We start from the raw sequence: 14,808 nt of genomic DNA, 5'->3' as shown, positions 1-14,808 counted from the left end.
AGAATTTCTTGACGACCATAGAGCATTGGAACCACCTGATCCCATCCCGAACTCAGCAGTGAAACGATGCATCGCCGATGGTAGTGTGGGGTTTCCCCATGTGAGAGTAGGTCATCGTCAAGATTCAAATCCAAAGCCCCTGTCTGCGATGCAGACAGGGGCTTTGTCTTTTCCGGGCCATAGCTTCCAGGCTAGCGCTCCTACAAGCACCGGGTATTAACGGCTGCCATATGCTCAGAACTGATAGCTGACCGTTGCGCTTACATTGCGCTCTTCACCCATGTAGCAGTAGTTCAGGCTGGCACATGAGGTGATGTAGCTTTCATTGGTAAGGTTATTGGCGTTCAGGCGTACATCTACCCCCCGGAGGCCGACCTTGCCCAGGTCATAGCCGATCGAGGCGTCTAACAGGGTGTAGGAAGGCACCTTCATGCTGTTTTCCGCATCCACCCAGCTGTACCCCACATACCGCACCCCACCGCCCAAGCGCAGGCCATCCAGTGCCCCCTGGTGGAAGTTGTAGTCGGCCCACAGCGAGAACATCTGTTTCGGAGCCTGGGTTGGCGAATTGCCCTTGTTGTCCAGGTTGTCCGACACCAGGCTGGGCATCGACTTGGCGTACTCGATGTCGGTAAAGGTATAGCCGCCCAGCAGCTTCAAGCTATCGGTCAGCTGCACATGGGCCTCCAGTTCCAGCCCTTGTGAGCGCACTTGCCCTACAGGGCGATAGAACTCCTCGTCAGGCTGCTTCGAGGCCAGGTTCTCCTGCTCGATACGGAACACCGACGCGGTGAACAGGTTATCGCTACCCGCTGGTTGATACTTGATGCCGGCCTCCCATTGAGTGCCCTCGGTAGGTGCCAGAGGGCGGCCTTCCTGGTCGGACACGGTATTGGGGTTGAACGACTCCGAGTAGCTGACATAAGGCGCAATCCCGTTCTCGAACAGGTAAAGCACCCCGGCGCGGGTAGTGAATCTGGAGCGCTGGTCACGGACGTTGGTGTTGCTGTCGCGATTCTCCTCCGACACCTTCACCCAGTCCTGGCGCAGCCCCAAGGAGAGGCGCCATTGGTCCAGCTCCACCAGGTCCTGCAGGTAGACGCCCGTTTGCTGCAAACGCCGCTGGTAGCGGTTTTCACCCAGCACCTGAAGGTTGCCATTGCCGTACTGCGGATTACCGGCATCCAGCGGGTCGACTGTGCCATAGCGCCACGCCACGTCGGCCTTGCGTCGCTGGTAGTCGGCGCCCAGCAGCAGGGTGTGTTTGGCGGCCCCGGTGAAAAACTCCGCCTGCAGCATGTTGTCGATGATGTACGAATGCAGGCGTTCGTCGCCGCCGGTATAGGCGCGGTTGAGGATATTGCTGTCGGCATCCGCCCAGCCGGCGGAATACACCTGGTCCATCGACACATCGGAGTCCTGGTAGCGGAAGTTCTGTCGTGCGGTGAACACATCGTTGAAGCGATGCTCGAACTGGTAGCTGAAGGATTGTTGGGTGCGCTCGTAGTTGTCGATACCCGGCTCGCCTTCAAAGAAGTGGTCCGACAGGCGCAAGCCGTTGCGCTTGTGCAGCATGCCGTCCGCGGGGTTACCGCCGTGGTAGCCGCCGTTGGGGTCGTGTTGCAGGTAGGCCTGCAGGGTGAGAGAGGTGTCTTCGCTGAAGTCGATGCTGACGGCCGGCGCGATGGCGTAGCGTTCTTCCTTGTTGTGGTCGAACTGCGTGTCGGAAGCATCCGCCAGGCCTGTCAGGCGATAAGCGATACGCTTGTCGTCATCCACGGGGCCGCTGAAGTCGAAACCCATGCCACGCTGGCCTTGGGTACCGAGCGTGGCCTGGATTTGATGGTAGGGGGTAAACAGCGGCTTCTTGGTGGTCAGTGCTACCAGGCCTCCTGGCGAACTACGGCCATACAGTACCGAAGACGGTCCCTTGAGAATATCGATGCGCTCAAGGAAGTACGGGTCCACCTGCATGGTGCTGTAGGTGCCGTTGTCGCCCATCGACTTGAGCCCGTCGACGTAGATGTTATCCACCGAGCCATCATTGAAGCCACGCATGGCCACATAGTCATAACGATGGGTTGCACCGTAGGGGTTGGTCAGCACCCCAGGTGTGTAGCGCATGGCTTGGGCAACGGTTTGCGAGCCTTGGTCGTCCATCTGCTGGCGGGTAACCACCGAGACCGATTGTGATGTCTCTACCAGCGGCATGCTGGTCTTGGTCGCTATCTGGCTATGGGTGGCGTTGTAACCCTCCATGCTGCCCAGTGCATTGCCAAGGGTGAAGCTCCGGACATCGGTGTCTGGCAATGACACGGCGGCGCTCTGGGGTTGTGCCTGCAGCACGTAGCTGCGGCCGTCCTGGCTGAGCGCTTCCAGGCCGCTACCATTGAGCAACTGGCGCAGTGCCTGATCGGTGGGGTACTGTCCCTGCAGGCCGTTTGACTGCAAGCCTTGGGTGAGCTGGGGTGTGCTCGACAGGGTGATGCCAGCCTGGCGGGCGAACTGGTTGAGCACGTCGTCCAGCTGGCCGGCCGGGATCGCATAGTGATGGCTCATCTGGGTCGTTTCAGCTGCCACGGACAGTTGCGGGACGGCTATCAGGCCCAAGGCGGTGCCAAACAGGGTGGCCCGGATGGCTTTGCGCAGAGTCGTTGAGTGCAAGACAGGTCGAAAATCATTCGCGTTGAATGTGTGCGTGTGCACTGGGGCGGTAGGCATGAAGGGTCCGTTGAAGTGTGAGGGCAGGAGGTGTCGCTTACTGTCCTAGCCGGACCGGCAGTCAAAACCCGCCAAAAAAGCTATTGGGGCGCGCAGCGGCCCTGAACGCAATGGCCCCCGTCAGATCAGACTAGCCCCTCCACACGCACCCACCAGCGCGTACGTTGGCGAAGCCGCACGGGCAGTGTCCGGGGCAGCAGCTGCAGCAGTTTTTCCGGGTCTTCGAGGCGGAACACACCCGACAGGCGTACATCGGCAATGTCTTCGCTGCAGCCCAGGTAACCATGGCGATAACGGCTGACCTGCGCGAGGAAGTCGAACAGGCGCATGTTCCGAGTGACGATCAGCCCGTCGGTCCAGGCCATCGCGTCCATGTCCACCTGCTCGAGCCGGTGTGCGCCTTGCGCATCCAGGCGCCAGTTCTGGCCGCTCTCAATCCATTGCAGCTGGCCATTGCCAGGCCGGTGTATCGCCACCCTGCCATGGCTGACACTGACCTGCGTGCAGTCGCTGTCCTGGCGTGCCACAAAGCGCCCTTCGAACCCTTCCAGTAACGCGTCACGCGTCTGTACAAGCAAGGGATGCTGCGGGCTGCAGGTAATCATCAATTCCCCCTGCTTCAGGCGGACCAGGCGCTGCTGGTCATTGAAGGCCAGGTCCACGGCACTGCGGGTGTTGAGTTGCATCAGCGAGCCATCGGGAAGCGCGACGCTGCGTCGTTCACCCGTGCCGGTGGCGTAGTCCGATGCCCAGGCGTTGACTGCATCCAGGTCTTTGCCCAGCCATGTCGCTGTCCCCACCATGGCAACGCCGCCAAGCAGCTTCAGTGCTTGCCGGCGCTGCAGGCGGCGCTGGCTGGTCTCCAGGGTCTGCAAGGCCAGCCCGGCGCCGGGAATGGCGCGCAGATCGAGGTCCTGGTGCAGGTGCATCACCCGTTGCCAGGCCTGTTCATGTTCCTGGCGGGCACTGCGCCATTGCCTGCACTGATGCTGCAGGGCAGGGTCATGCCCGTTCTCGCGCAGCCTGAGCATCCACTGGATGGCCTGCTTGACCGCTGTTGCGCCAGGCTGTGCGGTGGTCATCGCGTCAGCACTCATCGGCGTAGCGCAGCAGGTAGCAATGGTAGAGCGCATCGGCGATGTAGCGCTCCACGGTACGCACCGAGATCCCCATCTGGTCGGCGATGGCCTGGTGCTTCAGCCCCTCGCATTGGGCCAGCAGGAATGCGCGGCGTACTTTGGGCTTGAGGCCGTCGAGCATGCGCGCGATGCGTTCCAGCAATTCCAGCAGCAACTCACGGGTTTCGGCCGACGGGGCTTGTGCTTCTGGCACTTGTGCCAATGCCTCGAGATAGGCCCTATGCAGTTCCTCACGTCGCCAGTGGTCGATCACCAGCCCACGCGCAACTGTACGCAGGAAGGCCCGTGGTGTGTTCAGTTGCAGGTGTTCGCGCCGCTGCAGCAGGCGCACGAAAGTGTCCTGGGCCAGGTCTGCGGCATCGGCTGCGTTGCCCAGCTTGCTGCGTAGCCAGGCATGCAACCAGCCGTGGTGGTCACTGTAGAGCGTTTGCACGGAATCGTTGCTGGGCATGGGGGAGGGCGCTGCCGTCAATGGACATGAATGATAATTAGTCTCATTGTTGGCGGGGGCCGATCAATTTGCAACCTATCCGACAGTACCGTGCGCGCAGTCTCTACCCGCTAGCGCCCCAGTTGCGTATCCAGGTATTTGCGGATTACCCGCGATGCGCTATTCAGGTGCCGTTCCAGCACCGCTACTGCTTCGTCCACCAGCTTGTCGCTAGCTGCATTCACCAGTGCGTTGTGATCGTCCTGGGTGAGCTTGCCCAGGCCCATGGACGAAAGATGAAACCGCAGGAAGCGCTCTTCCTCGTTCAGTTCGTCCTCGATCAGGCGCAGCAGTTTCTTGTTCGGCGCCTTGTTGTACAACGACATGTGGAGCAGACGATTGAGGCGGCCGATTTCGGCGTGGCGGGTTTCGTTCTCCAGTTGCTGGATATACCCGCGGGCGCTGGCGATGTCGCTGGCATCGAGCAGCGGAATGGATTGGCGCAGCGCCTCGGTCTCGAGCAGCACGCGCAGGGCATAGGTGTCCACCGCGTCTTCGCCTATCAATGGCGCGACCACCGCCCCCTTGTGCATCTCCACTTTCAGCAGCGATTGCGCTTCGAGCTGGCGCAGGGCCTCGCGCACGGGCATGCGGCTGACACCGAACAAGGTGGCGAGCTCTTGTTGTCGCACCGCAGTACCTGGGGGCAAGCGGCCATCCAGAATGGCACTGCGCAGGCGTTCTTCGATCAAGCCACGGGCCTGGTGCGGCAACAACTGCTCGCTGGCCAGGACATTGCTCAATTTGATTTTCTCGGGCACGCGACGTCTGCCTCAACGATGACTAAAGTTGGATCCAATGACACTAGTAATAGCTCCCGGGGGTGTCAAACCAGCACCCGCGATGGGACGGGCGCCCCAAAAAGCGCGGCTATGGTGGATGAAGTCGCCGGTCAAAGGAAGCAACCTATAGAAGGTTATAACCATAAAGTGTAGATCGACCGACCAACGGATGCATGATTGCAGGGTGCCATTGTGTTTTACCGTGCCAAGCCGCACCATCGCTGCTTTCGACTGGCCGGAACAGGGCTTCGCAGTGGCGATATCCTGGATGCTCAAAACCGTTGTGCAACGTGTCGGCCTTGCTGCACTGCTGGGCAGCCTGCTGCTGGGCGGTTTGCACGCGGATTGGGACTTTTCCCAGATCAGCCGCAAGTCACAGGCCCTGTATGGCCAGCTGGGCGCCGGGCAGGGCCGTATCGATGCCTGGCAGAACCTGATGACCACGCAGAAGCAGGGTACGGAGCTTGAGCGGTTGCAGGTGGTCAACCGCTTCTTCAACCAGCAATTGCGCTATGTCGAGGACATCGACCTGTGGCATGAGGTCGATTATTGGGCCACGCCGGTGCAGGCGCTGATCAAGGGCGCAGGGGACTGCGAGGACTATGCCATCGCCAAGTATTTCAGCCTGCGGCGCATGGGCATCCCCAGCGAAAAGCTGCGCATCACCTACGTCAAGGCACTGCGGCAGAACCGCGCGCACATGGTCCTGACCTATTATTCAAGCCCACAGGCACAGCCATTGGTACTCGACAGCCTGATGGATGCCATCAAGCCGGCCAGCCAGCGTACCGACCTGCTGCCGGTGTACGCCTTCAATGGTGAGGGGCTGTGGCTGACGGGCGCCGCAGGCAACAAGAAGGTCGGCGATACCAAGCGGCTGTCACGCTGGCAGGATTTGCTGAAGAAGATGCAGGCCGAAGGGTTCCCGGCCGAGCCGGTTTACTGAAGGAGCACAGATGTCACTGTTCAAACAATTGCTGTTGGCCATTTGCCTGTTCCTGGTGGTTGCCTTCAGTGGCAGTTTCATGGTCAGCCTGGAAAGCTCGCGCAGCCAGTACGTCAACCAGTTGCGCTCGCACGCCCAGGATGCGGCGACCGCGCTGGCGCTGTCGCTGACGCCGAATATCGACGATCCGGCAATGGTCGAGCTGATGGTCAGTTCGATCTTCGACAGTGGCTACTACTCAAGCATCAAGGTCGTCGACCTTGGCTCCAATGCCGTGCTGGTGGAGCGCCATGCCGAGCCGGACCCCGGCGGTGTGCCGGGCTGGTTCGTGCACCTGATCGGCCTGGAAGCCGCCGGTGGCGATGCCATCGTCAGCCGCGGCTGGCAGCAGGCCGCACGCGTTGAAGTGATCAGCCACCCGATGTTCGCCATTGCCAAACTCTGGCAGAGCGCCTTGGGCAGCCTGGGCTGGTTGTTGCTGTGTGGCGCGGCCAGTGCCGTACTTGGCGCCTTGCTTTTGCGTCGCCAGTTGCGGCCGCTGGACTACATGGTCGAGCAATCCTATGCCATCGCCCGCCGCGAATTCCTCAGCCTGTCGGAGCTGCCGCGTACGCCGGAGCTGCGCCGGGTGGTGCAGGCGATGAACCAGATGGTCGAGAAGCTCAAGGCACTGTTCACCGAGCAGGCCGAGCGCAGTGAGCGACTGCGTGCCGAGTCCTATCAGGACAGCCTGACCGGCCTGTCCAACCGCCGTTATTTCGAGATGCAGCTGAACACCCGGGTGAGCAACCTGGAAGAAGCGCGCGCCGGCTACCTGTTATTGCTGCGGGTCCAGGGGTTGGCGGGGTTGAACGCCCGCCTTGGCGGCCAGCGCACCGACCAGTTGCTGCAGGCCGTGGGTGAGCAGTTGCGTCGCACCTGTGCCAGCTACCCGGAAACCAACGACCTGATTTCCCGCAGCCGTGGGGGTGAGTTTGCCGTGCTGGCGCCGGGCATGGTGCATGAAGAGGCGGTACAGCTCGCTCAGGCCCTGGAAGCGACCCTGCATAGCCTGCATGAAACCGGCGCCAGTGATATCGACCCGGTGGCCTGCATCGGCCTTGCCCCCTACAGCCCTGGTGACGCACCACAGGCGCTGCTCAAGCTCGCCGACGAAGCCCTGGCCCGCGCCGAGAACCAGCCGACGCCGGGTTGGGTCTGCCTCGAGCAGGGTGTGGCCGCAGTTGCCGCGGACAGCCAGCATGCCTGGCACGAGCGGCTCGACCAAGCGTTTATCGGCGGGCATTTCGAGCTGTTCTTCCAGCCCGTGGTGGATTGCGGCACTGCGCAACGGATACTGCACCGCAAGGTGATTTCGCGCTTGCAGGATGGCCAGGGCGAGGCGCTGCCGGCGGGCCGCTTCCTGCCCTGGCTGGAGCGTTTCGGCTGGATGTCGCGGCTGGACCTGCTGGTGCTGGAAAAGGTGCTTGCACACCTGCGCGGGCATGACCAGATACTGGCGCTTAACCTGTCAGCCGCTACCTTGGCCGACCCCAAGGCTCTGCAGCGCGTCTTCGAACTGCTGGGCCAGCATACGGCGCTGGGGCCGCGCCTGATTTTCGAAATTGGCGAAGAGCAACTGCCCGAGCAGTCTGCCCTGGAGCAGCTGACCCGGCGCTTGCATGCGCTTGGCTTCGGCCTGGCGCTGCAACGCTTTGGTGGGCGCTTCAGCATGATTGGCAACCTGGCGCACCTGGGCCTGGCGTACCTGAAGATCGATGGTAGCTACATCCGCAACATTGATCATGAGCAGCACAAGCGGCTGTTCATCGAAGCCGTCCAGCGCGCGGCACACAGCATTGACGTGCCGCTGATTGCTGAACGGGTCGAGACGGAAGGCGAGCGCTTGGTGCTGCGGGAGATGGGCGTGAGCGGGATTCAGGGGCAGTTGGTGGGTGAGCCTGCGCCCTGGCGCTGAGTTTCGGGTTTGCAGTTTGGCCGTATCGCCGGCAAGCCCGCTCCCACAGGTACAGCACAGGGTTCAAGGCATGCACTGTACCTGTGAGAGATTGCCCAGCCCTTTGGGACGCGCTGTCGCACAGATAACTGAATTCGCAAGCGATCCTCGTACCCTGTGGGAGCGGCTTTAGCCGCGAAGCATCCAACGCGGTGCATGGCACCGGCTGCGCCGGTGTTCGCGGCTAAAGCCGCTCCCACAGGTTCCCTGCTAATTCAATGAGTTATGTGCAGTTCTATGAGAGCTGGCTTGCCGGCGATACGGCCAGGGTGGCCACTGAGTAAAGACAGTGGCCAGGATCATCAACGCTCGCGCAGCGCTTCCGAACGCGCCTTCATGATCGGCTTGAGCAGATAGCTCATGATGGTCTTCTTGCCGGTCATGATATCGACCGTCGCCACCATCCCCGGAATGATCAGCAGCGGCTTCTCGTCAGTGCCCAGGTGGCTGCGATCGGTGCGCAGCTTGATCAGGTAGTAGGTGGTCTTCTTGTCTTCATCGGTGATGGTGTCGGCACCGATCTGCTCCAGCTTGGCCTTGAGCCCACCGTAGATGGTGTAGTCATAGGCCGTGAACTTGACCGTGGCCTCCTGCCCCGGGTGCAGGAAGGCGATGTCCTTGGGCAGGATCTTCGCCTCGATGACCAGCGTGTCGTCCAGTGGTACTACTTCGAGGATATCGCTGCCAGGCTGGATCACCCCGCCAATGGTGTTCACCAGCAGCTGCTTGACGATACCGCGCACCGGTGAAGTGACCATGGTGCGGTTCACCCGGTCGTCCAATGCCTTGCTGGTAGCCGTGGCCTTGTTCAACTCGGTGCGTGCTTCGTTCAGTTGGGTCAACGCTTCGCTGCGGAATTTGCCGCGGGTCTCTTCGATCTTGCTTTGCACCTCGCGGATGGCCGCCTCGGCACGCGGGATCGCCAGTGCGGTGGAATCCAGCTGGCCGCGGTTCTCCACTTCGGCACGGCGCAAGCGCAACACTTCAACCTGGGAGATCGCGCCGGTGGCCACCAATGGCTCGGACATGTTGATCTCTTTGCGCAGCAGTTCCAGGCTGTTGGCGTACTGGGCGCGTTTTGAACTGTACTCGCGCAGCTCCTGCTGGCGCTGGACCAGCTGCTGTTGCAGGCCACCAATCTCGTCCTGCAGTTGCTGGCGCCGGCTCTGGTACAGCGACTCTTCGCTGGCCGCCTGGCTTGGCGCGGCCTTGCGCAGCGCCTCGTCGATTTTCAGCGGGCTGTCCTCGACCTCGGCACTCAGGCGCTCGACGCGCAAGGCCATGGCCAGGCGGTCGGCCTCGGTTTCACCCACGTTGGAGGCGAAGCGGGTTTCATCCAGGCGCAGCAACGGCTGGCCCACTTCGACGATCTGCCCTTCCTTGGCGAAGATCTCGGCGACGATGCCGCCCTCCAGGTTCTGGATCTTCTGCACCTTGGACGACGGAATGGCCTTGCCTTCGCCCCGCGTAACCTCGTCGATGGGCGCGACGCTGGCCCACACGATCAGGAACACGAAGAACAGGATCACGCCCCAGATGGTCAGCCGCACGACCCGCGGCGCATCCTCGATCAGGGCCTTGTTGACCTCTGGCAGCGGCTGACCGCCCAGTGAATCGGAACCTTTGAAATAGCGCCGCAGGCCGTCCTTGAATTGCCCTACATCCAGCTTATGCAACACTGATCTGCCCCTTCTTCAGCGCATCCATGACCGCGGCTTTCGGGCCGTCGGCGACAATCTGCCCGCGATCGATCACGATCAGCCGGTCCACCAGCGACAGCAGCGAGGCACGGTGCGTGACCAGCAGCACCGTCTTGCCTTCCACCACCGCCTGCAGCCGCTGCTTGAGGCGTTCTTCGCCGGTGTTGTCCATGGCGCTGGTCGGCTCGTCCAGCAGCAGGATCTGCGGGTTGAGCAGCAGCGCGCGCCCCAGGGCGACGTTCTGCCGCTGGCCGCCGGACAGGTTCTGCCCGCGCTCACCCACTTGCAGCTCGTAGCCGTCCGGGTGCAGCCGGGCGAACTCATGCACGCCCGCCAGCTCGGCAGCCTGCAGAATCAACTCATCCTCGACGTAGCGGGCTCCGCTGACCAGGTTATCGCGCAGGGTGCCGGCCAGCAGCTGGATGTCCTGGGGCACGTAGCCGATGTTGTGGCGCAGTTCGCTGACGTCGATCTGGCGAATGTCCACGCCATCGACCAGCAGCGAGCCGCCATCGGCCTCGTACAGGCCGACGATGAGCTTGGCCAGCGAGCTCTTGCCCGAGCCACTGCGGCCGATAATGCCGACCTTCTCGCCAGGGCGGATGGTCAGGTTGATATTCTTCAGGGCCAGGTTCTGTTGGTTCGGGTAGGTGAAATCGACCCCGCGGAACTCGACGCTGCCCTGCAACACCCTGCGGCTCAGCGGGCGTTCTTCAAAGTTGCGCTCTTGCGGCAGCTCCATCATGTGGTCGGTGGAGACCATGGTCACCTTGGCCTGCTGGTAGCGGGCGAGCAGGCCGTTGAGCTGGCCCAGCGGGCCGAGGGCGCGGCCGCTGAGCATGTAGCAGGCCACCAGGCCGCCCATGCTCAGGTTGCCGTCGATGATCAGGTACACGCCGACGCAGATCATTGCCACGCCTGCCAGTTGCTGGATCAGCAGGGTGATGTTCATCGCCAGGCTCGACAGCACCTTCACCCGCAGTTCCAGGCGGCTGAGGGTGCCGAGGGTTTGCTCCCACATGTATTGGCGTTCGCTTTCGGCATTGTTGACCTTTACCGCATCCAGGCCGGCAAGGGTCTCGATCAGGCTGGACTGGCGCTCCGAAGCCAGGGCCATGGTCCGTTCCATGGTCGCCATCAGCGGCCGTTGCAGGGCATAACCGATGCCCAGGGCCAGTGGGAAGGCGATGATCGGGATCCATACCAGGTGCCCGCCAATGATGGCAATGACGATCAGGATCAGGATGGTGAATGGCAGGTCGATCAGGCTGGTCAGTGTCAGCGAGGCGAGGAAGTCACGCAGGCCCTGGAACTCGTGAATGTTCTGGGCAAAGCTGCCGACCCTGGCCGGGCGGTACTTCATCGACATGCCGACGATACGTTCGAACAGCGTTGCCGAAATGATCAGGTCGGTCTTCTTGCCGGCCAGGTCCAGGCACAAGCCGCGCAGGCCCTTGAGGATCAGGTCGAAGATGTAGGCGCCGGCGATGCCGACGGCCAGCACCCAGAGGGTCGAGGTGGCCTGGTTGGGCACCACCCGGTCATATACGTTCATCACGAACAGCGGTGCGGCCAGGGCGATCAGGTTGATCACCAGGCTGGCGGCAATGGCGTCGATATATAGCCACTTGCTGCGCAGCAAGGTATCGCGGAACCACGACTTCGCCCGCGGGATGAGGTTGCCGTGGTTGACGTCGAACTTGTGCTGCGGCTGGGCGAAGAACACCCGGCCACTGTAATCGCTCTGCAGGGCTTCGCGGCTGACATGCACCTCGCCGCCATCGCTCTCGCTGAGCAGCAGGCGCGCGGTGTCTTCGTTCTCCCAGCCCAGCAAGACGGCGCTGCGGCCTTCCTTGAGCAGCAACATGGCCGGCATGGCGATGCTCGGGATCTGCTCCAGCTTGCGCTGCAGCAGGCGCCCCTGCAGGCCGGCCCGGGCGGCAGCGCGGGGCAGCAGCTCGGGGCTCAGGCGCTGGGCGGGCAGCGGCAGGCCGGTGGTCAGCATGACCCGGCTGGCGGGTTTCTGGTGCAGGACACACAGGCTCAGCAGACTATCCAGCAGGGGATCGTCATGCTGACTGCGTGGATCGTGGCTGAGTTGGACTCGACTGACTTCGGATTCCACGCGGCGCTCTCTTCATCCTTGTGGTGGGTGGGGTGGGTGTACCGCCGTTCTGGCCGGTCACCCTGGCTTCAATGGTGCTGCCAGGCAGTGGTCATGAGGCTACGGCACCCTGACGCTTGGGCAACCGGCCAATGGTCGCCTTGAATCGGTATTGAGTAAACAATTCTACGATCTTCAGTCCTGGCAGACGATGCCGAGTGGTGGATGTTTCATTTCGGATCCAGTCAGCACACAAGCCGCGCTAGTTTGCAGCATAGCCTGCTATCCGGTTGGCGACAGAGGTGTAGTCGGTATCGACTTATACCTTTGTCAGGAAACAGGCGCTGAGTTGTTGACGGTATTTTGCAACTAATTAGTCAAAATTCATCTATTGGAAAGCAGGTGCTGACAGGTTTGGGCTTAACAGTCGGCAATGCTTTCCTACTATTCGGGCTGGCAGTATTTGCGCAGTTGTTCGCTATCTCTTTGATCTACGGCAATCGCTGCGCCGACTTATGCAGCGCTACGGGCTGCTGATGCCGGGAGCTGCAGCGCGGCCAAGACTTTGCGGGGCTTCCCGATCACTGCCTGGCTGTCTTCAGGCAAGGTTTGTGCTTGTAGCCAAGCAGTGGCCTGAGCAAGCGAAAATGACCTGAATATTGACACCTGAACCTTTGACAGCTGCCGATGGACGGTTGTCCTGCCGCATTGTTTATGGCTACCAAAGCGTGGAAAAAGGCACTTTGAGTGACCGGTAAACGCGCTTTCGCTGATGTGCGACATTTGTCCTCAAGAAACGCTTGGCTAAGGTTCAAATATCAATGTGACATTACATTGGTGATTGTTTAGGATGGCATCTATAAGGTCAATAGTTTGGCAGTTAGGCAATTCCAAAAAGTTATAGACGGAATATTGACGTCAAAAAACGTCAAGAGATCATCGACATAGTTCCGCCTGAAGTGGCTTACAAGTGCCGCTCTGGCAGGGAAGTACCCCATCGGGTCACACGGAGAGTCCAATGAGCAGCGTTGTAGCCATCGTCAAAAGTATTGTCGGCCAGGTTATTGCGGTATCCCCAGAGGGCATCCGGCGTGTTCTGATCGAAGGGGACCGCCTGCTGGCCGGTGAGGAAGTGCTCACTGGCCCGGGCGGTGCAGTTACGTTGGAACTGGCCGATGGCCGTCTGCTCGACCTGGGTCGCGACAGCCAGTGGAGCGCTGATGCGCCGGGCAGCAGCACCGACCTGAGTCAGGCGACCGCACAGGCCGCGCCGTCGGTGGAAGAGCTGCAACAGGCGATCGCTGCCGGTGTCGACCCGACTACCGAGCTTGAAGCGACTGCTGCTGGCCCATCGGCAGCAGGCGGTGGTGGCGCGCTGGGTGGTGGTCACAGCTTTGTCATGCTCGAAGAAACAGCGGGCCGGGTCGACCCTACCGTCGGCTTCGCGACTGACGGGCTGGGCTTTGCAGCCGTGCTTGATAGCGAAGAGGTTGGCGTGCTGGATAGCACCAGCAACAACCAGGTGGATACGCCGACGACGGACACCAGCGTCGCTACCGATCTGGTTCTTGGCGCTACCCCTTCCATCAGCGAAGCGGGGGGCGTAATCGTTTATACCGCTACGGTTGGCCAGGCGCCGACCACCAATCTGGTGGTCACCCTGTCCAACGGTGCCGTAATCGTCATTCCGGCCGGGCAGACCACTGGTAGCACCAACGTCGTGGTCCCGGCGAATGATACCCCGTATATCGACGGTGGCCAGATTTCGGCGACTGTAACGGGCACCACCGGGGGCGGCGGGCTAACGGTGACAGTGCCGCAAACACCAGCGGTTACCCAGGTTACCGATACCATTGACACCACTACGGCGACGCTGACTGCTTCGCCAAGTGTCACCGAAGGTGGCGTGATCACCTACACCGTGACCCTGAGCAACCCGGCCCAGACCCCGGTGACCGTGACCCTGTCCAATGGCCAGACCATCACCATCGAGGCAGGCAAGACCCAGGGCAGTGTCGACTTCCAGACGCCGGCCAACGATGTCTACAACAACGGCTCTACCGTCAGCACCACGATTACCGGTGCGACCGGTGGCAACTTCGAGCAGTTGGTGCCGAACCCGACACCGGCTCAGACCACCATCAACGACTCGGTCGACACCACCACCGCGACCCTGACCGCTTCGCCAAGCGTCACCGAAGGTGGCGTCATCACCTACACCGTGACCCTGAGCAACCCAGCGCAGACCCCGGTGACCGTAACCCTGTCCAATGGCCAGACCATCACCATCGAGGCTGGCAAGACCCAGGGCAGTGTCGACTTCCAGACGCCGGCCAACGATGTCTACAACAACGGCTCGACCGTCAGCACCACGATTACCGGTGCGACCGGTGGCAACTTCGAGCAGTTGGTGCCGAACCCGACGCCGGCTCAGACCACCATCAATGACTCGGTCGACACCACCACCGCGACCCTGACTGCTTCGCCAAGCGTCACCGAAGGTGGCGTCATCACCTACACCGTGACCCTGAGCAACCCGGCCCAGTCGCCGGTGACCGTAACCCTGTCCAATGGCCAGACCATCACCATCGAAGCCGGCAAGACCCAGGGCAGCGTCGACTTCGAAACCCCGGCCAATGACGTCTACAACAACGGCTCGACCGTCAGCACCACGATTACCGGTGCGACCGGTGGCAACTTCGAGCAGTTGGTGCCGAACCCGACGCCGGCTCAGACCACCATCAATGATTCGGTGGACACCACCACCGCGACCCTGGCTGCTTCGCCAAGCGTCACCGAAGGTGGCGTGATCACCTACACCGTGACCCTGAGCAACCCGGCCCAGTCGCCGGTGACCGTAACCCTGTCCAATGGCCAGACCATCACCATCGAGGCTGGCAAGACCCAGGGCAGTGTTGACTTCGAAACCC

The 14,808-nt window shown here is 61.6% G+C and carries 9 protein-coding genes and 1 rRNA gene; 4 read left to right on the top strand and 6 right to left on the bottom strand.

Annotation, left to right across the window (positions count from 1 at the left end; translation table 11 throughout):
* Nucleotides 1–7: 7 nt before the first annotated feature.
* Nucleotides 8–123 (top strand): 5S ribosomal RNA (gene rrf, locus J5M71_RS25115).
* A gap of 111 nt (nt 124–234) precedes the next feature.
* Here rrf and J5M71_RS25110 read toward each other — a convergent pair.
* From J5M71_RS25110 to J5M71_RS25095, 4 genes are all read right to left on the bottom strand, one after another.
* Nucleotides 235–2,649: a TonB-dependent siderophore receptor gene (locus J5M71_RS25110; RefSeq protein WP_243434343.1), complete on the bottom strand. Its 2,415-nt coding sequence runs from the start codon at nt 2,647–2,649 to the stop codon at nt 235–237.
* A gap of 197 nt (nt 2,650–2,846) precedes the next feature.
* Complete coding sequence (locus J5M71_RS25105; RefSeq protein WP_207838089.1) at nt 2,847–3,803, bottom strand: FecR family protein; 957 nt, start codon at nt 3,801–3,803, stop codon at nt 2,847–2,849.
* A gap of 4 nt (nt 3,804–3,807) precedes the next feature.
* Entirely contained in the window at nt 3,808–4,311 is a 504-nt protein-coding gene (locus J5M71_RS25100; protein WP_063915096.1) for a sigma-70 family RNA polymerase sigma factor, read from the bottom strand.
* Between the two features lie 110 nt (nt 4,312–4,421).
* On the bottom strand, nt 4,422–5,111 hold the full coding sequence (locus J5M71_RS25095) for a GntR family transcriptional regulator (protein WP_207838086.1): 690 nt from the start codon (nt 5,109–5,111) through the stop codon (nt 4,422–4,424).
* Nucleotides 5,112–5,316: 205 nt separating this feature from the next.
* Here J5M71_RS25095 and lapG point away from each other — a divergent pair, with 205 nt between their 5' ends.
* On the top strand, nt 5,317–6,078 hold the full coding sequence (gene lapG / locus J5M71_RS25090; protein WP_207838090.1) for a cysteine protease LapG: 762 nt from the start codon (nt 5,317–5,319) through the stop codon (nt 6,076–6,078).
* A 10-nt stretch (nt 6,079–6,088) separates the two neighbouring features.
* The gene (lapD, locus tag J5M71_RS25085; RefSeq protein WP_207838084.1) at nt 6,089–8,035 is read left to right on the top strand and encodes a cyclic di-GMP receptor LapD; all 1,947 of its coding nucleotides are present in this window, start codon (nt 6,089–6,091) and stop codon (nt 8,033–8,035) included.
* A gap of 341 nt (nt 8,036–8,376) precedes the next feature.
* Here lapD and J5M71_RS25080 read toward each other — a convergent pair whose 3' ends face one another.
* Entirely contained in the window at nt 8,377–9,753 is a 1,377-nt protein-coding gene (locus J5M71_RS25080; protein ID WP_207838082.1) for an HlyD family type I secretion periplasmic adaptor subunit, read from the bottom strand.
* Entirely contained in the window at nt 9,743–11,899 is a 2,157-nt protein-coding gene (locus J5M71_RS25075) for a type I secretion system permease/ATPase (RefSeq protein WP_207838080.1), read from the bottom strand. Before J5M71_RS25075 ends, J5M71_RS25080 begins: the two co-directional genes overlap by 11 nt.
* A 997-nt stretch (nt 11,900–12,896) precedes the next feature.
* Between J5M71_RS25075 and J5M71_RS25070 the strand changes: the two genes are divergently transcribed.
* Nucleotides 12,897–14,808 (top strand): retention module-containing protein (locus J5M71_RS25070; RefSeq protein ID WP_207838078.1); only part of this gene is annotated, 1,912 nt, incomplete at its 3' end.

The organism is Pseudomonas sp. 43(2021) (genome assembly GCF_017490805.1).
In the GTDB taxonomy this organism is placed as follows: domain Bacteria; phylum Pseudomonadota; class Gammaproteobacteria; order Pseudomonadales; family Pseudomonadaceae; genus Aquipseudomonas.
The sequence above is the reverse complement of the archived record's forward strand: the minus strand, read 5'-3'. Positions and strand labels throughout refer to the sequence as shown.